The sequence below is a fragment of the Bdellovibrionales bacterium genome (assembly GCA_016716765.1).
In the GTDB taxonomy this organism is placed as follows: domain Bacteria; phylum Bdellovibrionota; class Bdellovibrionia; order Bdellovibrionales; family UBA1609; genus JADJVA01.
This window is the reverse complement of sequence record JADJVA010000020.1, coordinates 739554-756878: the sequence shown is the minus strand read 5'-3', so window position 1 is coordinate 756878 and position 17325 is coordinate 739554. Positions and strand designations below refer to the sequence as shown.

At 46.3% G+C, this 17325-nt stretch carries 19 protein-coding genes and 1 tRNA gene; 8 read left to right on the top strand and 12 right to left on the bottom strand.

Annotated features, from left to right (window positions below; all coding sequences use genetic code 11):
* Positions 1-37: 37 nt before the first annotated feature.
* Genes IPL83_12210 through nrdR form a run of 3 tightly spaced genes read right to left on the bottom strand, consistent with a single transcriptional unit; the run spans position 38 to position 1417 of the window.
* Complete coding sequence (locus IPL83_12210) at positions 38-514, bottom strand: hypothetical protein (protein MBK9039905.1); 477 nt, start codon at positions 512-514, stop codon at positions 38-40.
* 31 nt (positions 515-545) lie between these two features.
* Entirely contained in the window at positions 546-965 is a 420-nt protein-coding gene (gene nusB, locus IPL83_12205) for a transcription antitermination factor NusB (GenBank protein MBK9039904.1), read from the bottom strand.
* Entirely contained in the window at positions 962-1417 is a 456-nt protein-coding gene (gene nrdR / locus IPL83_12200; GenBank protein MBK9039903.1) for a transcriptional repressor NrdR, read from the bottom strand. The genes nusB and nrdR overlap by 4 nt, the downstream gene beginning before the upstream one ends.
* Before the next feature lie 164 nt (positions 1418-1581).
* On the opposite strand from nrdR, the gene IPL83_12195 reads away from it, so the two are divergent.
* Both IPL83_12195 and IPL83_12190 read left to right on the top strand, forming a co-directional pair.
* Entirely contained in the window at positions 1582-2322 is a 741-nt protein-coding gene (locus IPL83_12195; protein ID MBK9039902.1) for a hypothetical protein, read from the top strand.
* Positions 2323-2347: 25 nt separating this feature from the next.
* The gene (locus IPL83_12190) at positions 2348-3586 is read left to right on the top strand and encodes a class I SAM-dependent methyltransferase (GenBank protein ID MBK9039901.1); all 1239 of its coding nucleotides are present in this window, start codon (positions 2348-2350) and stop codon (positions 3584-3586) included.
* Here the strand turns inward: IPL83_12190 and IPL83_12185 are convergent.
* Positions 3583-4035 carry a hypothetical protein gene (locus IPL83_12185; protein MBK9039900.1) on the bottom strand — a complete coding sequence of 151 codons (453 nt, stop codon included), beginning with the start codon at positions 4033-4035 and terminating at the stop codon, positions 3583-3585. The two genes, IPL83_12190 and IPL83_12185, sit on opposite strands and share 4 nt — an antisense overlap.
* A gap of 84 nt (positions 4036-4119) precedes the next feature.
* Positions 4120-4689, bottom strand: a complete 570-nt coding sequence (locus IPL83_12180) for a hypothetical protein (GenBank protein MBK9039899.1) — start codon at positions 4687-4689, stop codon at positions 4120-4122.
* A 748-nt stretch (positions 4690-5437) separates the two neighbouring features.
* Between IPL83_12180 and IPL83_12175 the strand changes: the two genes are divergently transcribed.
* A complete protein-coding gene (locus tag IPL83_12175) occupies positions 5438-6094 on the top strand; it encodes a hypothetical protein (GenBank protein MBK9039898.1) in 657 nt (218 codons plus the stop codon).
* On the opposite strand, the gene IPL83_12170 is transcribed toward IPL83_12175, so the two are convergent.
* The gene (locus IPL83_12170; GenBank protein MBK9039897.1) at positions 6091-7473 is read right to left on the bottom strand and encodes a dihydroorotase; all 1383 of its coding nucleotides are present in this window, start codon (positions 7471-7473) and stop codon (positions 6091-6093) included. The genes IPL83_12175 and IPL83_12170 overlap by 4 nt on opposite strands.
* Before the next feature lie 222 nt (positions 7474-7695).
* Here IPL83_12170 and IPL83_12165 point away from each other — a divergent pair, with 222 nt between their 5' ends.
* Positions 7696-8886: a hypothetical protein gene (locus IPL83_12165; protein MBK9039896.1), complete on the top strand. Its 1191-nt coding sequence runs from the start codon at positions 7696-7698 to the stop codon at positions 8884-8886.
* Positions 8879-9658: a HEAT repeat domain-containing protein gene (locus tag IPL83_12160; protein MBK9039895.1), complete on the top strand. Its 780-nt coding sequence runs from the start codon at positions 8879-8881 to the stop codon at positions 9656-9658. The genes IPL83_12165 and IPL83_12160 overlap by 8 nt, the downstream gene beginning before the upstream one ends.
* Before the next feature lie 99 nt (positions 9659-9757).
* Here IPL83_12160 and IPL83_12155 read toward each other — a convergent pair whose 3' ends face one another.
* Entirely contained in the window at positions 9758-10279 is a 522-nt protein-coding gene (locus IPL83_12155; protein ID MBK9039894.1) for a hypothetical protein, read from the bottom strand.
* Complete coding sequence (locus IPL83_12150; GenBank protein MBK9039893.1) at positions 10251-11873, bottom strand: hypothetical protein; 1623 nt, start codon at positions 11871-11873, stop codon at positions 10251-10253. The genes IPL83_12155 and IPL83_12150 overlap by 29 nt, the downstream gene beginning before the upstream one ends.
* A 317-nt stretch (positions 11874-12190) precedes the next feature.
* Here IPL83_12150 and IPL83_12145 point away from each other — a divergent pair.
* Both IPL83_12145 and IPL83_12140 read left to right on the top strand, forming a co-directional pair.
* Positions 12191-12267: transfer RNA gene (locus tag IPL83_12145), tRNA-Met, on the top strand.
* Between the two features lie 76 nt (positions 12268-12343).
* The gene (locus tag IPL83_12140) at positions 12344-13885 is read left to right on the top strand and encodes a hypothetical protein (GenBank protein MBK9039892.1); all 1542 of its coding nucleotides are present in this window, start codon (positions 12344-12346) and stop codon (positions 13883-13885) included.
* 4 nt (positions 13886-13889) lie between these two features.
* Here IPL83_12140 and IPL83_12135 read toward each other — a convergent pair whose 3' ends face one another.
* The 3 genes from IPL83_12135 to IPL83_12125 all read right to left on the bottom strand — a co-directional run bounded on the left by IPL83_12135 (position 13890) and on the right by IPL83_12125 (position 15319).
* Positions 13890-14255, bottom strand: coding sequence for a hypothetical protein (locus tag IPL83_12135; protein ID MBK9039891.1), 366 nt, complete (start codon positions 14253-14255; stop codon positions 13890-13892).
* 94 nt (positions 14256-14349) lie between these two features.
* Entirely contained in the window at positions 14350-14529 is a 180-nt protein-coding gene (locus IPL83_12130) for a transposase (GenBank protein ID MBK9039890.1), read from the bottom strand.
* A gap of 643 nt (positions 14530-15172) precedes the next feature.
* On the bottom strand, positions 15173-15319 hold the full coding sequence (locus IPL83_12125; protein MBK9039889.1) for a transposase: 147 nt from the start codon (positions 15317-15319) through the stop codon (positions 15173-15175).
* 288 nt (positions 15320-15607) lie between these two features.
* Between IPL83_12125 and IPL83_12120 the strand changes: the two genes are divergently transcribed.
* Entirely contained in the window at positions 15608-16420 is an 813-nt protein-coding gene (locus tag IPL83_12120) for a hypothetical protein (protein ID MBK9039888.1), read from the top strand.
* Positions 16421-16456: 36 nt separating this feature from the next.
* On the opposite strand, the gene IPL83_12115 is transcribed toward IPL83_12120, so the two are convergent.
* Complete coding sequence (locus IPL83_12115; protein MBK9039887.1) at positions 16457-17275, bottom strand: hypothetical protein; 819 nt, start codon at positions 17273-17275, stop codon at positions 16457-16459.
* Positions 17276-17325 lie beyond the last annotated feature (50 nt).

The following is a 17325-nucleotide window of genomic DNA, read 5'->3' as shown; positions in this document are numbered from 1 at the left end:
GTTAACGGGCGATTCATAAAAAAATTGCTTTGGCCATCTAGTTATGTCCAGGTGCGATTTCGCTGACCAAGGAGATATCTGTTGCGGTTTGGGAGTCAGGCCACTCCTCCACGAAATTCTCAAAAAGTGCTGGTCCTGGAAGAAAAACTCGAAGAGAGGGACGCCCTAAATTCTTCCAAATGTGGTGGCAGAGAAGAACCCAGTTTTTCAGTTCTTTATCCATTGGAATCTCAAGTGTCATCTGGTTTGGCAGGTGAGAGTGGCTCGCAATCAATAGGGGGGGTGTAACGGGTGAAGTTTCAACGGGGATCAGAGGCAGAAGTTCGTTTGTATTCATTATTTCTTCTAGTTCTGGGTCCAATTTGCGGAATTGGTGATCCTTGGCCCGTGAAATTTGAAAATTGAGGTACCAATCTACTTTTCGAGCCCATGCAGAATGCCGCAAGGGTGGAAGGATCCAAAGATCCGATCCGGGTCCAAAGGCACCAGCCTGTGAAAGTTTTTGAATCGCCATGATCAGATCAGATTCCTATTTTATTTGCGGGTCAAGGATCTCGTTGTTTGATCTGATCCAAAACGGCGTTAATAAACTTTGCTGAATCATTGGTTCCATATTTTTTCGTGATTTCCAGGGCTTCATTGATTGCGACAGGTGGCGGAACGATCTCCGTGCTAAAGGCCATCTCAAATACGGCAATCCTCATTAAATTGAGGTCGACGAGTGCCATCCTGGCTATCGACCAATTGTCTGCACTCTTCGAAATAAGTTGATCGATCTGCTCCCTTTTGTCCTGAATTCCTGCCAGGAGGTGTTCGGCGTACTTCCAGACTTCAAGAGGGGCCGCAAAATTTCCGCGGAAAGTCTCCAGGCCAGCATGATAATCGAGTCCCGGCGCGAACTCCTGCTGAAACAATACCTGAAGAGCGAGTTCTCTTGACTGTCGGCGAATGGGAGCTGATCTCATATGGGCGCTCGCGTTTCATTTTCGAGACTTTCTACAAATTCCTGAATATCGCGAAATGTTTTATACACACTGGCAAATCGCACATAGGCGACATGGTCCAGTTCTCGCAACTCTCGAATGACGTGTTGGCCAATATATTCGGCAGGCACTTCTTTCTCGGAAGCCTCGAGGACTAGCCTTGAGATTCTGGAAACTACCTGCTCCACCTGCGACAAGCTGATCGGCCGTTTTTGACAGGCGCGTTGAAGACCTCGAAAGAGCTTTTCCTTTGAAAAAGATTCTCGACGTCCATCCTTCTTAACAACCATGGGAAAGTTCAATAAAATGGATTCCCCAGTTGTGAATCGAAATTTACACAGCAGGCACTCGCGGCGACGGCGAATTTCGCCCTCTTTTTGAACTCTCGTGTCCAAAACCCGACTTTCCGGGTGATCGCACTGCGGACATCTCATTGGCAGTTACCTTCCATAGAATAGCCGCCAGTTGTAGTGCAGAACGCTAAAGGGGTCAAGGCGTCAAGGCGAACGCAATCCTGCGAGCGATGAATCATGTAGAAAATTGCCACGTAGCAAAAAACCTTTGATGGAAGAACGAAAATCAATCACAATACGACCCCATGAGCACCTTTATTCAAGATGAGAGCTTCTCTCGGAGAAGCTCCTTACGGTCTGTTATTGTTTTCGCCATTTTTTGTGGGGTGTTTCTCATTGCAATGTGGGGTGCGGGCACGGCCTTTGGAAGGGATGAGGCTCCTCCGGCCGAATCTAATATTGGGAAAAAGGCAGCCGCTCGTTATTTTGCCGAACGCAGTAAGGGAGGGGGGGCTGGCGGGTCTGAGGATGGGGATGAATCCAGTCGGAACCCTGCTGGGGCCTCGTCCAAGAAGGCCCGCTACCTGGGTTTGCACCTTGGGGCATACACGGATGAAAACGCCTATAAGTGGGGGGGGAAAGACAACAAAGACATGGGTCAGCTCACGGCGGGAGTCAGCTATCGCATGGGGGAGTGGGTGAACTCCATGGATCTTCTCCTGCGGGTTGACTTCAATTCCTATAAGTTTCGTGAAGGAAATGTTCTCAAGATGAGCTTAATGCCCGTCATCACATTTCCCGATGCCAAAAGTGAGTTTCCTCTCTATTTTGGAGGGGGAGCGGGAGTTGGGGTCTTTTTTAAGCAGATTGCGGATGAGTCTCCTCTCTCCTTCGATTATCAACTGCTCATGGGGGTTCGGGTATTTCGTCTATTCGGAGATACGGGACTGACCTTCGAAACTGGACTCAAAAATCATGTCCATTTGATGAGCGACGGGCAATATAACGGTGTGTTTGTTGCGCTGGGCACAGTCTTCAATTTTTGATAGAAATCAGGCCTCCATGAATTCCATGAAAAAGAAAGTTCACCGCCCAGCATTGTATGGTCTCGTTCAAGTGTTGGATCAATCATTCAATCAGGGATTCTACGCTGACAAGGTTTTGGAAAGGCATTTTTTCCAGAACAAAAATATGGGAGCTAAGGACCGAAAATTTTTTGCCGAGACTTTTTACGATACGATCCGCTGGTGGAGACGCCTGAGGTTTGCTATGGGTCTTGCGGATGATCATCCTACGTGCGATAGCACGACAAAGTCATACTCTGAGCAAGATTTCAAGGCAGCGGTGACGGCCTGGTGCATATTAAATGATTATGATCTCGGTCCCTTTGAGCGAGAGGGCTTTGGTGGAGATCCTGAGAAAATTATTCGTCTTTGGGATCTTGCGAGCCCCGACTCGGTGAGGGAATCCTATCCAGACTGGTTCTGGGCAAAGGGTGAGAATGAACTGGGCGACACCTGGAAGGCCATTGCTCAAGGCTCTAATCAGCCAGCCCCCTTGTTTTTGAGGGTGAATCGGTTGCGCTCGGATCCAGCGGCAGTGAAACAGCGATTGGGGGAGGAGCTGATTCAATCCCAGACGGTCATTACCGGCCCTGACGCTCTTCGATTGCCGGAAAGGCGAAACGTCTTCAAAACCAAAGCATTCAAGGAGGGGTTCTTTGAGGTTCAGGATCTGGGTTCACAATTGATAGTTCCGTTTGTTCAGGCAGAACCAAGAATGAGGGTCATTGATGCCTGTGCTGGAGCGGGTGGGAAATCACTTCATCTTGCGGCATTGATGAATAATCGCGGCAAAATCCTCTGTATGGACGTTCATGAACGAAAACTCAAGGAACTTCGCGAAAGGTCCCGTCGAGCCGGAGTTGATTCGATTGAAACGAGATTGATTGAATCCTCCAAGACTGTGAAGCGGCTTGTTGGGCATGCGGACAGATTGCTACTTGATGTGCCTTGTTCTGGGTCCGGAGTGATTCGGCGAAATCCAGATTCTAAATGGAAAATGACGGATGAGGAGTGCAATCGGCTTATTCATGTTCAGCGGGAAATCCTGACAAATTATGTGAGCATGGTAAAATCTGGAGGCAAAATGGTTTACGCGACCTGTTCTGTTTTTCCTTCAGAGAATGAGCTTCAAGTGAAATGGTTCCTTGAGAATCATCCGGGCTGGAAATTAGAAGATGAATTTCATCGTCTGCCTTCGCCAGTTGGATCGGACGGATTTTACGGAGCTCGAATCGCTAAGGTTTAAAATTTTAGGTTTAGTCGATGGCGGGCTTGGAGCATTTCCTGGTAGGACTTGCTCGTAGAATCCAGGGCCTTTACTTTTTTACTTATGAGTTCAAGCTGAGGGAAGAGTTCTTTATCAAAACCAATGGGTTGTAGGTAAGATTTTTTCAGGTCTTCCGGATCTCGGAAGTAGGCTATAAACTCACGCAAGAAAAGGTCATGATCATTCTTGAAGTTATACCCTCTGAAAATCTCCATCACTTGGTTAACAAGGTTCTTCTCCGCCAATGACAAGGAGATCCAAAGCCTCTCTGCCGCAGATCTATAGCGCTCATCAGTGAAGTAAACTCCATGATTGAACTCATGTTCTCTGTCAGTATTTGTTCCATATTGGGAAGCTCCCAGTAGGGCAAAGTTGCTAGAAGCCTCGTAATAACCCGCAGGGGTCTTCACCAAGAGTCTGCTTGACAACAAATCTTCCAACAGGCGTTTTTCAACCGCATTGAGCGAAAAATTTTCGCCTTCCGCTTGACTGTAAAAACGGGCGATGTCCACTTATTTGTAATCGTGGGCAATTCTATCAATTTGCTCGACTGAAGCACCTCGCGTCGCCAGAACAGATAGAGATTCGTCGTCAGATATTTTGCCCGCCCACTTGGATTCAACAAATGCATACAGGCGATCAAATGCCAGAGCCTGTATAACTCCATTTTCGAAGGTCATAAATATAATTAAATTTGGACTCTGAGAAAATTTTTGCGATGAATAGAGTCGGTCTTTTAGAGGTGGGTTTTTATTGGGAATATCGAGCAATGTTTGAAATGACGGGATGCTTTCGGGATCCAAGCCAGGAGTGATGATTTGTCGACTTTCTATGTCTGCCAAGGTTTTTGCCTTTGCTTCTTCGTAACTGCTCTGCGGAAAAATGCGTGGGGTCCCTAATGAATCAATGGCTGAAAGAAGGAGTTTATTATTGGTCTGCAAAGACTCCTGGTCGCCGCTAATACCAATATGGATTTCTGACAAGGTTTTCCGGTCGGCCTCTGTCATTTGAGTTTGGCCAATTGCAAGACCGCTGGATGACAAAAGCGCTAAAAAAATGAGGGGCATGGAAAGTTTATTCATATCTTGTGAGCTTACAACTCCATCGCGAGTCGTTCTGCTTTTCTAAGGAGAGAATTCTTCAGTGAACAATGACTGAAAAAACTTGGGTGAGAATGGCTGCGATCGTTATCATGGCTCCAATACTTTCTAAACTCAACAGATAAGGCATTTTCGACCTCCTGACTCAGGTTCATGATTCAAGGAGAGTGCCAGGGGCAGACAGATGAATGTTCGTGCGCCGTCATTGGTAACATATTGTATTTATTGAGTAAATCTGGTCGACTCAGAACAACAGTTAAAAGAACAGGCCCAAATTCGAATGTGCGTTGAAGACGATTTTAGGATTTGGCCGCAAATTGCGTCCCAGCATTCCGCTTTCAAAAGCCCCGCAAAGGGCCAGGCAAAGGGGAGATTCTCCACCAGTCGCTCGGATATTCCAGAGAGGTGGCTGGTTTGTGGCTCGGAGAGAGACCGAAACTCTGCAAATCTAGGTCGACTTTGTTCTATCTTGACACAGAAGTGAAATTCCATTCACGAATTGGGGAGAGTGTAATCTAGACTTTAGACTATGGCATTATTCATTTCTTTTCTATTTGTGGTTATTGGGGTGGCTTTGATAACGGCAAGTTCCTTAAATCGGCAGCGCCGATTTGCAAAGGTTTTAAATGAGAAGGGTTTGCCCACTCGACGCCATCTTCGCTAGACAATTGAAAGTCGATTGAGCTTTGCGGAACTTCCTATTGCGGGTCGTATGAGGAGGGGATAATTGATGAGGGATCGAAAGAGAAGTCGTATTGTTCTGATTGCTGGCCTTGGGGCATTGGTTCTTTTCCAATATCAAAACTGCGCACCGTCTGAAGCACTTCGGTCTGGGTATTCAGAATCAGTTGAAGGCTCGGTTCGAGTTATTGAAGATTGGGATCTCGATAAAATTGCCTTTGTCGACACATCTGTTGAAATTCAGGCAGGGATTCAGACTCTTCTCATTGAAGGAGTTTGTTCGCGTCGGGAAACCGAGCAGTTGGACTGGCTGCTGCAATCACCTCAACATGAAGGCTTGCAAAGAGGTTTTGTTTCTTGTGAAGGGGGAGGATTTTCACTCAAGCTTTTGGATATTTCAGAATTGCTCTGCGGTGTGGGTTATACCTTGGGGATAAGTGATGAGAACGGGCTGGGAGCTTCATTGAGTCTCAGCAAGCGATGCCAGCCTCTCAGTTCAAAGCCTGCATCAGACAAAGCGGGTCTCTCTGGACGAAACTGCTATCTTGAAAAGACGGCGAATCCGGAGGGCATTGAGTGTCAGAGGGTTTGCTATGCCGAAGGTCGAGTTTATTTTCGGGAAGATGAGTCTGGCGAACTCTGCAATGCCATTGTGAGTAAGAACCTTCAATCTGGGACTAAACCTGAGCAAGACGAATCGCTCTAGAAAATACCAGGTGAAAATTCGATTGGTGAGCCGAGGGGAGAACCGATGACCTCATTCTCTCGCATCGCGATTTGACCCTCGATCAAAACAATCGTTGGCCAGCCTTTAACTTTAAGTCCCTCATAGGGGGACCAACCCGATTTGGAAGCAATCCAGGAACGCTTGATCTCTGCTGTCTTGTTGAGGTCAACAATAGTCAAATCGGCTCGGGCGCCAACTTTTAGTTCTCCTCGGCCTTCCAAACTCCAGATTTTTGCTGGATTGTAAGCCATGAGTTCCACGATTCGACCCAGACTGATTCGCCCCTCGCTCATATGATGAAGCATGACGGGAAGAATTGTTTGCACGCCTGTCATGCCGGACGGACTTTGAGGATATGGAAGTTGCTTTTCTTCGAGGGTATGAGGGGCGTGGTCTGAGCCAAGTACATCGACGGTACCATCCAGTACAGCTTTCCACAGAGCTGCTTGATGTCGTTGATCGCGGATAGGGGGGTTCATTTGGGCAAGAGTGCCAAGCCGATCGTAACAGTCTGGCGAGGAAAAGCTGAGATGTTGAGGGAGGCACTCCACTGTGCAGTAGCTTTTGTTTTTTCTCAAAAAGTCCATTTCCTCGGCAGTGGTTACGTGGAGAATATGCAGAGGCCGCCCTGTTTCCTTTCCCAAGGCTACAATTCTTTTGGTTGCGAGTAGGGCTGTTTGTTCGTCCCTCCACACAGGGTGGAGGTGAACATTTCCAGGTGAAGTTTCGACAATGGATTTTCTTTCCTTCAACCGAAATTCATCCTCACAATGAACGGCCACTCGTTTGTGACCATTTCGAAGAACATCCCTGAGCTTTTCATCGTCAGCGACGAGAAGAGAGCCTGTTGAACTTCCCATAAATATTTTGACTCCACAACATCCAGGAAGATTTTCAAGCTCAGCCAATTTTGATGCATTATCAATAGTGGCACCAAGGTAAAATGCATAATGTACCCATGCTCGATTTTTAGCCCGGGTTAGCTTATCTGCCAAATCAAGTGCTGAAACAGTGCTGGGACGGGTATTTGGCATTTCAAAAATACCGGTGATGCCTCCCAAGAGGGCTCCTCGCGTGCCAGAGGAGAGGTCTTCCTTGTATTCAAATCCAGGCTCCCGAAAATGCACCTGAGTGTCCAGCAAACCAGGCAATACTGTGAGGCCTTCAGCTCTCAAGGTTTTTTTGGTACTTACTTTGCCTATCGAACCAAGTGCAACGATTCGATTCTTCCGAATTCCAATGTCGATTGTTTCTGTCTGCCAATCGCCCTGGCTTTTTCTAAGCAGAGCTTCGGCGCCCTTAATAAGTAGATCGAGTTCCAGGGTTCCAGTATCTAATTTTTCAGGTTTTGATGTCATTTGTCTGTGCCTTAGAGATTTGGGGAGTTTGATATCAAGACGAAAGGCGGCCGACCCACCTCGTGCGTCTATGGACAAAAGTCTAACACAAGCAGTGAATAGGGTGTAGCAATCTTTGTGCAACTTTAATCTGACTTTCTTGTCTGGTCCTTCGTGGTATTCAAATAAATGGTTATCTTGACCGAATTTGGTAATTTCAGACACAATGGAAGAAGACTATGGATGCCTTTCTTTCCTTTTTTTATTCACTATCTCCCTAATATTATTCAATGGAGCATAGCTGCCATTCTTCTCCTTTTGGGCTCTCTCTTTACCATTATGATTTTCGGAAAAAGCAAAAAGGATCCTGAAAGTGAAATGCAAATTGGAGATCTCGGTGCACTTGAAAAGACTTTAAAGGAGATATTGAAAACCAGTATCGGCGACTTATCTTCTTCTGGGGCCTTGAAGAGTTCTGAAAGTGAATACAATCAAGGTTCAGATCTCTATCAATCGAATTCCGGTTCGCTGGAACAGATCATGCGGGAACTTGCTCAGAAAAATGCAGAAATTGAGGTTTTAAAGCAGACGCAAACTCAAAGTTCACCGGTGGCAGAAAAAGCAATTGAGATAGATGTATCTGGCTACGTAGAAAAAATCCGCGATCTCGAGGGGAAACTCAAAGAGTACGAAATAATTGAGGATGACATAGCAGATCTTTCACATTTCAAAGAGGAAAATGCAAAATTAAAAAAGAAGATAGAGGAGCTGGGTGGGTCAGTCACGGTTGATTCCTCGGCTCCGGAGCTTGTTGAGAAGAGCAAACCATCCCTTGTCTCAACAGATCCGATTTCGATCCCACTTCCAGAGAAGGGTGAAGACCTTGTGGCGGAGTTTGCCGCAGCAGTGGATGAGCAGCATAAAAATGTCAGTTCTCCTGCCTTGGATCCAAGCTCGATTGAAGTTCAAGATGATATGCTTAAAGACGCGAGCGTTGAATTGACTTCCGATCTAGAAATTCTAAACCGAGCATTGGCTGATCATGACGGAAGTGAAATAGGGGCCGCCAGCAGTTCTGAAAAAGGGAGACTTGGTGAGTCGAGGAATTCTGAGCCTCCTGTTACAAAAAAATCCAGGAGTGAGGCGGAAGAAGACCCGGACAGCGACATTCTTGCGGAGTTCAGTAAATCTTTGGGAAAAATGACTCAGCCTCTGGTGGAAGAGAGATCTAGTCCTGAAAAAAGGACGTTTGTTGAAGAATCTAATCCCATTGATTTCAGCAAGGCTAAGGCGGCTGTTGATACGGACAAAATGCTCGAAGAAATGGCAGGCTTGGGTTCTTTAGCGCAGAGCGAAGGGGAATCCGTTCTCGAAGGCAGCGTGGACACGGATAAAATGGCGGAGGAGGCAGATAAATTGGTGGTCAATGAATAGAATTGGATTGGTTATTTCTATTGGCTTATGCGAACTCTTCTTTTTCTCCATAGGACAGGCGGCGGTACCTGGACAGGGTTTCTTGGAAGTGAAACCACCCCCGGCCATTTTGACTGGGCCATATCGAGAGAGTGTTATTCGGACACTCAGGCAATCCCTTCCAGAACGCATCGCACTTTTGCATTCGGCCGGCAAACCGGCCTTTGAGGAACTAAAAAAAATCGCATTCGATCAGAATGCAGCTCTGCAAGATCGATGGAGGGCGATCACTGCGATGGGACAAGTAGATTCGCAGGGAGCTCTTAAAACTCTGGAAGCAGCGATAGTGAGCCGAGAGTGGTTTGTTCGTAACGCTGCTTTGATTGCGATGACCCACGGACCAAGAGAAAAATCTCTTGAATGGGCGAATCGTTTATTGAGCGATAAGGCATTGGTTGTACGTACGGCGGCTGTGCAGACAATAGACAAATTGGGGGGCAAAGAGCTGTCTTCAGAATTGTGGAATAAATTGAATGCAAAAGAGAACTTTCGTGGGACCCACAGCCTTTGGATTCGACGGCACATCGTACGCGCATTGAGTCGCTTCCCGAGTCCTTTGGATGAGAAAAAGTTTCTGTCCGTTTTACGAGATCCAGATCAGAGCCTCCATCAATGGGCGATTGTAGGACTTGAGAAAATAACAGGCAAAAAACTAGGAGAATCCAAAGATCCAGTTTCAAGAAAACGGGAAAAGTGGTTGGCCTTTGATCAAGGCTCAAAAAAATCAATGTGAGCATCGAAAGTTTAAGAGACCGTGCATATCTGACCAGCCACCAGCCATTCTAACTCGACACCTGAGATGAATTTAGGACCCAACAGCTATCTGTTGCAGCTATTTGTTATTCAGGCTTTCTTGAGCCTTCTTTAGGGCCTTGTCTATTTGGAGCTCACGGCCTATCCGGTATAGGAGAGCTTTTTCTTCCAAACCATCACTTGGGAGTTTTTGAGTTTCGGCAAAAAAATCGCGTTTGAGTTCGCTCTCTTTTTGCACAGTGACGCGTATCGCTGAACGATTTTCGACAAGGCCTTTGACGACTCTGACGCTGAGTTTTGAGGACAATCCGCCGGAAACGCTTGGCTTATGTGGGGGCGTCCAGACTTTATAGCCCGTAGAGACATCAGTTTCGAGTATTCCGAGATCGAGGTTGTTGATGCGAATCGGATATTTTGAAAAAGCAATCTGAGTCGCTCGCCAGACTTGGTCAACATCGCCATAAAATATCTGCTCCCGTGGTCCAAAGCTGGTGGGTAACTCCCCCTTTTCTGCAAAGAGGGAGCATCCGCAAAGGCTCAGAACCAAACACCAGAGACAGAAAAAAAGCGACCTAAAAATCAACTGCATTGCGAGTGACATGGGTAACACCATCCAACACATTGCCTTTGTCATTTTTCGCCCCTGGCCCGGCACCGCGGGCAAAATACATCACTTCCCAACGATACTTGTGATTGGGTAAGCGATTGAGAGTAAAATTTGGAAGGCGCACCTGGCTGACCCAGTCGTTTGAAAAAACCTCCCAGATCCGTGTTCTTTTTTCTGATTTCACGCTTCCCGACGTGAAATACTCAATATCAGAAAGAACTAGATAAGTTGCAACAGGGCTAACGTCTGGCAGAATCCGTGGAGTTTGCAAGCGAATAAGGTTAGGCTCTACGTGTGGTGGTCCAATCATTTCCAAAAATTGCGGAGCACCGCTTATCTTACTGTCTTGCAATACAAAAGTCAGTTGATTGAACATCGTTGACGGCGCAAGGCTAGCATCTGCCAGTATTCGCAAAGCTGGCTTTTCATGTGGCTGAGTTGGCTTGCCTGATTCTTGGGAATGAGAATTGTCATCCAAGTCTAGCCCGGCCACCGCCTCGGGTCGTTCTCCTTGCAGATTTTGGCTATTGGTTAAGACATGTAGAACACGAGTGCTGGTTGCCATCGAGGAAGTCTTTAATTTTAGGGATTGGTTGGGCAGTAGTCTCTTCACGTCAGTGGGAACAAACAATCCGTCGACTTCGGCCATTGCTAGCGCAAGAAGTGACTTGTCGCTGCGAAATTGAGGAGCTATGACAGTCAGTTCTTTGTTGAAACGAAACTTGTCGACTTGAAGATCAGCTTTTGCTCCCGATTTATCAACATTGAGAGGAGTGAGACCTCCTTCGAGAAAATCAAAATAGTTGATAACCTCAAAGATGCTTTTCCCATCGCGAATGTCTCCAACAACATCTTTGAGAGGAAAACGACCATGAAGTGCAAAAAAGGAATGAACGCCAGGTTCGCGCACATAGATCCGGTATTTTGGTTTTTCTAACACAATCGGAATGATGTAACTCTCTGTTTGTTTGGGTAAGGTCAAATTCGAGGGCAAATCAATTTTTTGTCCAGCCACGCGGATTTGATCGGTTTCAGGGCTAATCACCGCTGAGAGATCAAAGTGAAAAAGATCTTGGATCTTAAAGGCCGGAATGACCAAACCAAAATCAACTTGTCCGTCCTGTGTGAGCGGACCGAAATTTAATGTGCTTCCCTTGATCTCAAGCTTTTCTGTGCCTTCGACCTTGGAAACAGAGAGTTTACCTTGAGTGGGCAACACAGCATCAAAAGTGGTTCTCACTTGTCCCGCTGCGATCACCGTCACAGGAAGTGCTGATTTCCATTGGCTTGGTAGAGCAATGGAGCCTGCCCTATCCGTGATGAGCTCATTATTTGGAAAGGGATCGTTAACTTCGTATCCAATCAAGATTTTGGCTCCAGCTAGCGGAGTCCCATCTTCGTTCACGACCTCGAGTTTTGCGGCGAAACGGGAAATGGGAGAAACAGAATCTTCAGTGTCTATACCTCCAGCTATTTCGGTGTGAGGTTGCTCATAATTCTGGGCAACTTCGTCTGAATAGGCTGCTAGAGTCAAAAAAACTGGCAGCATAGCCCCAAAAAACAAAGCCCTCTTGTTCATAAATCTCATCTTCCCCCTCCTTGTTTCTTAATAAGTTGAGCGCGTGTATCTGACAGAAAACCCCCAATCAATACTTTCGTCGAGGCCAATGTGGGGGTCAAGTCGACCCCTTAATTGGAATGGTATTTATTATTTTGCGCGACGCAAAAACAATCCATCGGTGCTTCGGCAAGGATGCTGCCGGGTCATTGACAGAAGTGTCCTGCTATGTGTAGAAAAGACCCTCCTATCGTTATGCGTGTGTTCTCAAGCGAAAATACCGTGGACGTTGTCATGCATCGTCATTGTCGCTTGTGCACGAGAAATAGGGCATTTTCTTCGAACGTGGCGGGGTAGCTCAGCTGGTTAGAGCAGCGGAATCATAATCCGCGTGTCGGGGGTTCAAGTCCCTCCCTCGCTACCATTTTCAGCTCTTGGGATCATCGGTTTGGGTTCTACGGTTACGAACAAAAATGCTACAGGTATTGGGAGTAGGCTAGATGTATCAAGCTCTGAACGGCTTCTGCTTGGTTTTTTTTCTCTTGATCGGATTTTCTCCCCCCCTTTATAGCGCTAGTGCATCTGAGGGACACCAGTCACGATGTGCGGTTATTCTGACGAAAACGCAAGAGGACGGCCTCAAGGGAGCTCTTAGCCGATTCTATGCAGATCACGCAGAACTATTTTTAAAAGATCTTCCAAATTTGGTTCGTACGGCAGGATATTCTGGGATATCCCAATCACAAATCCTTGCTATCCTTCATGTTCTCTTGAATTCCAGGGAATATATATTTTTAGAACTCGGTGACTTTTCAAAGCTGCTTATCCAGAGCTTTGAGGCTGCAAGAAAATCAAACACAAATCTGTCTACGCAGGTGGAGGATCTTAAAAAAATAGTTGCAGTCAGGGCACTCCGCTATGCATTGACTAATTTACCCTTGGCCATTCGACATGGCTGGACTCTCGAGCAAATAGCCGAGTTGTACGGAGAATTGGAACGAGCTCAGGGGGGACATGAGATTGGATATTATTTCTTTCTGCCAAAGCTTATGAGATCGATGATTGCATATAATGTTGACAAACAGGTTTCATATTTAGCATTGAGGAGTCTCTTCAGTGAGCAATACAGTGCGGCGGCAATTGAAGATCTGCCCAATATGATTGAATACCTCGAATTGGGGTTGGGGCATTCAGCTGATTCCTTATTCGAGCAAATCCCAAAGGCTGTGGCCGAAGTTAGGCGTAATAAGCGCGGTTTTCCTTTCGAGGGTGTAAGGGTTGCCTATCTCGAATTGCTTAAACGTGAGACTCGACTTCCATCATCAAATCAAGAAGGACTTTCTGTTCATAATGATTTTCCTTTGATCGCTGGTCCGGTTCGGCATTCTAATCGACCGTACCAACTCCATCGAACCTATGATTCTGGAATAAGTGATTTGCGAGATCTATGTTTAAGTTTAGACGAGCAGAGAGAAGGAGCATTTGTATTTGACCCCTTTGAAGAGCGCTGGTTTTCATTGGGGGGCGATACAGAAGTAGATTCCTTGGAGTACATAGTGCGTACAACTTTTGTGAATTATGACTTGGGTGAATTGAGTCTCAAACCAAAATTCGTTCACATTCATCCAAAGTCATTGGAATGGTGGAGCAGTATTCCTAATCATCAGCTTGCGAATCCTCGTTTAAAAGAGCCTATAAAACTATTCCCCGTAATACTCCCCAGTCGACAGGATCTTTCTACTTTTTTAGATTTCGTTCGAAACACTCGGCATGACATTCAACCGGAGTTTGTAATTGTACATAGTCTGGGAAGAACTATTATAGGCCTAGGTGAGGACTTATCAGAGATAGATGAGCTTCTGAAAGGGTTTATTGAAATCAGAGATTCCATACTTTTAGACGGTTCCACGGATTTAAGTCGCTTTAATAGCAGCAATACCCAAGAGGTTCTTCGATGGCTGGTGAATCGCTTAAATGATAGATTAAACGGACAAATTCATATTCGATTAGAATTCGCAGAATCGGACAAACTCTCGTATTGAAATGCTAGAGAATTTTGCGAGAAGAACCCTTGTTTGGTCTGATAGGCTTGCAAGTTGAAACACTCTGAATATGTAATTGACTCATACGCTCGGGGCGAGAAAGTTGTAGGAACGCCGCCGCATAACTGAGCAGCAGCACTGAGTTTTGGTACGAATACCCTCCACTTTCAAAGACTTGGAGGGCCATCTCAAGGTCGCCGGAAACCAATTTTTCATCAAATTCAGATTGATTGAATTTGAGCTGTCTCACAAGCATAGGAATTGGCAGGAGCTGGTTTAAACTTTCACGGCGTTCATAATCGGGAAAAACTAAATCGTAGGCAAGAATGGGAACGGATCCAAGACCTTTTCTTCGTGCGAATGTATTCAATAGTTGGGTCTGATCAATAATCGCATGGCAATGAGCGGTGGGATAGGCGGTTGGCCCAAGACTCTGTAGGTCGAGTAACCTGAGTCATGTGGCGTTAGCTTGCTAACATAGATTCCTGTTCCTTTGCAAATTCAATTGGAGATTTCATTCCTAGTGCTGAATGTGGATTGATGTTGTTGTACCTCCAGTGCCAGGTGTCGATTTTCTCTCGAGCATCTTCGAGAGAAAAGACGTGCTCGTTGAGGCACTCGTCACGAACTCTCGATTGAAAGATTCGACAATTTGGTTAGGTTTTCTTACCTTTGTAAACTCAGCTGAATGCCATGACGATAGGCCCAGTCAAGCATCGCCCTCGACGTAAATTCCGTACCCTGATCGACCCGGATGATCTGAGGGTATTTTCCCCGGCTAAGTGGTCGAGATATTCGGTGACGTCAATTCCTCGAATGGATTGATCAACCAGAACTCCGGGGAGAGTTTTGCGAATTCATCGACAATGGTGGAATTTTAAGGCGCCTTCCTGACTCGATAAAGTCGAACATGAAGTCAATAGCCCATATTTGATTGGGTCCCATTGTGTGGCCGGCAGTCTGGGAGGACCAAGCTTTCTCTTCCTGCGTCCAATCTGAAGCTTTAGTTTTGATAAATCCGACGCGATCGTTTGTGGTTGAGATCAGATATTTCCCTCTTGAGAAGAACAAATAGCCGCGGGTGACCGAACCTTCTATGCTCTGTCGCTAGCTCGACAATCGCGACGCCAGAGGCTGGTCTCCATTCTCTTTTGGATTATAATACAAGGTGGTGATGGAGGCCCAGCAGACAGCTGGTTCGAGCCTTGGAGACCTCGTATTTTCAACAAGGTATGAGGCCTCCGTTCTCTTGTCGCTGGACCTCACCACTTTTTGAGTTCACATCCTTCAAAGACGATGTCGAGGCCTGGTCCGCCACGATCCTTTTAGGCGCGTATTCTCCATCTCCAGGTCTTTCAGCCGTCTGGCGTCGGTCACGTCCATACCACCAAAACGCTTCTTCCAATGGTAGAGAGTCTGAATCGTCACGCCCATCTCGCGCGACACCTCTTTTGCTGGCGATCCCGTCTCCAGTTTTTTACCGCAGAAATTATTTGTTCCTCGCTAAATCTCTTCTTCATTTGGTGCTCCTTTACCGGACTCTGCCGGGGGTTATTACGCACCATGACTCAAGATGCAAGGCCTACAGTTTTAAGGGCCAACCGCCGATATCATCTGGGTTTTCTCTGTCATTTCCCAATATTAATGCAAGACATTGTTGAGGTTTGGCCTTGACCCCCTACATCTGCAATGTGTATACGGCCCTCCACCGGAGGTTCTGCCATGAAGACTTTGATCATGTTTTGCGCGGCTATGGTTGTCAATGCACCTGCCTTTGCGGGCCCGCAGGTCCCTTGGGAGGTCAGTGAAAAACCCTCTTGCTTGCTTCGGCTGACCGTTTTCGACGAAAACGTTCATCCTCCGTTCGCTCACGGGACGAAACTGATCGGGGTTTTGAAAGATAATCCGAGCCATAAAATCGTTAACCGTGACGGCAATGTCTTTCAAGTGGAAACAACAGATCCTGCGGAACTTATGGTCATGGCCGCTAACAGCCAGCCCAAAATCACCGGCATACAGATGATGGATGGTCGAGAAATTCCTGTATACGGTGCTCCTATCGGCCCCCTCCCTAGCGACTCCTCGGTGACTAGGGTCCGTCTTCTTTATGAAACGATGGCTCAGTTGCCGGCGGGTGCCTATAACTTGGTGGATGCGGAAAACGGCCAGAGCGTCACTATGTTCGTGTCCACGATTGGAAATCAGAGTGTGCATGGGCCCGTGGAGTACCCGCAACTGAACCTTGAAATCTGGCCCGGTGAAGTGGTCTTGCCCCAATCTGAGGAATATTATCGACAAAAACTGATCGCTTTGTTCTCCAACACAACTGGATTTGTCGATTTCTGGGACATCAGAAAAGTCGGATCTGACATCTTTCATTTGGAATCTAGTTTGCCGTATGGTTATGATCACGGCTACGGTGCTATCAAAATCGAGTTTATCCCAGGTAATTTAACCCCGATCCCTCTGAAGTGGGTTCAAGTTGATGGACGAACTTATAACTTCGTGAGTTTACGCCCACGTCGGCACCTTTAGAGAGCAGTTCGTCTACTCGTTTGCAGTTGGCATATTTCAACTTTCAAACCCGGAATATGCGAGATCAGATCGACAACTCTTTTTAATTTTATTTTTTCGACGATAATTACCCAAATGTTTTCGGATATTAAGGCAACTAGAAAGCGGATGCCGCCAGCGGTACTGGTTTGATTGAACTAACAAGTAGTTATGGAAGTCTCGTTCAAATCTCAAAATAAAATCAACCTCTGCTCTGTAGTTGTAAGTTTGATTTAACGGCACGCGCGGGTTTATGAGCCAATCAGTGGCATCATATTTTTTATAAGAAAACCCCATCTCCTCAGCACGCTTTATGGACATTTTGGTGACAATGACATCCAGAATATATTCAACTCGTTTGAGCGTTATTGCCGATTCGTGGTCGATTTTTTTGTGGTTCATCCAAGCCTTTTTATAGGTGGACTCGGTCGCATTCATCGCGGCCAAAACTTTAAAAAAGATGTGACCATTTGGCAGTGATCCTCTTGAAACGCCATGAGTGACAGAAAGAACTGCCTTTACAACAGGCAAATGCTCAGGATAGCCCCATCTGGTCAATTCATTTCGGTCCCAGATTTTTGGAAGATCGTGGACTTCCAAAAAGTTCCTTAAGTGATATTCAAGTACCTGCCATTCGGTAATTGTAAACCAATCTCGATAAACACTATGATTTTCAAGCAAGAAGCGGCCAGCGACTTGGATCTCTTCGATATGTTCCAAGGTGCCTTTGACGAAAGCTTTCTCAGAAATACCCCCAAGGGCCCCCGCACTGCAGGGCGCCCAGAGCACGAGGGCAATTGCGATCAAATTCATAAAAAAATGATAAAAAATTTGCAACCAATCTCCATTTTACGTTGTCACAACAATTAAATTCGCTGCAAGCGCAT

Bases quoted from the DNA above. Each gene is read 5' to 3' on its own strand.
- IPL83_12210 (MBK9039905.1), bottom strand. From the start codon at position 514: ATGGCGATTCAAAAACTTTCACAGGCTGGTGCCTTTGGACCCGGATCG.
- nusB (MBK9039904.1), bottom strand. From the start codon at position 965: ATGAGATCAGCTCCCATTCGCCGACAGTCAAGAGAACTCGCTCTTCAG.
- nrdR (MBK9039903.1), bottom strand. From the start codon at position 1,417: ATGAGATGTCCGCAGTGCGATCACCCGGAAAGTCGGGTTTTGGACACG.
- IPL83_12195 (MBK9039902.1), top strand. From the start codon at position 1,582: ATGAGCACCTTTATTCAAGATGAGAGCTTCTCTCGGAGAAGCTCCTTA.
- IPL83_12190 (MBK9039901.1), top strand. From the start codon at position 2,348: ATGAAAAAGAAAGTTCACCGCCCAGCATTGTATGGTCTCGTTCAAGTG.
- IPL83_12180 (MBK9039899.1), bottom strand. From the start codon at position 4,689: ATGAATAAACTTTCCATGCCCCTCATTTTTTTAGCGCTTTTGTCATCC.
- IPL83_12175 (MBK9039898.1), top strand. From the start codon at position 5,438: ATGAGGGATCGAAAGAGAAGTCGTATTGTTCTGATTGCTGGCCTTGGG.
- IPL83_12170 (MBK9039897.1), bottom strand. From the start codon at position 7,473: ATGACATCAAAACCTGAAAAATTAGATACTGGAACCCTGGAACTCGAT.
- IPL83_12165 (MBK9039896.1), top strand. From the start codon at position 7,696: ATGCCTTTCTTTCCTTTTTTTATTCACTATCTCCCTAATATTATTCAA.
- IPL83_12160 (MBK9039895.1), top strand. From the start codon at position 8,879: ATGAATAGAATTGGATTGGTTATTTCTATTGGCTTATGCGAACTCTTC.
- IPL83_12155 (MBK9039894.1), bottom strand. From the start codon at position 10,279: ATGTCACTCGCAATGCAGTTGATTTTTAGGTCGCTTTTTTTCTGTCTC.
- IPL83_12150 (MBK9039893.1), bottom strand. From the start codon at position 11,873: ATGAGATTTATGAACAAGAGGGCTTTGTTTTTTGGGGCTATGCTGCCA.
- IPL83_12140 (MBK9039892.1), top strand. From the start codon at position 12,344: ATGTATCAAGCTCTGAACGGCTTCTGCTTGGTTTTTTTTCTCTTGATC.
- IPL83_12125 (MBK9039889.1), bottom strand. From the start codon at position 15,319: ATGGGCGTGACGATTCAGACTCTCTACCATTGGAAGAAGCGTTTTGGT.
- IPL83_12120 (MBK9039888.1), top strand. From the start codon at position 15,608: ATGAAGACTTTGATCATGTTTTGCGCGGCTATGGTTGTCAATGCACCT.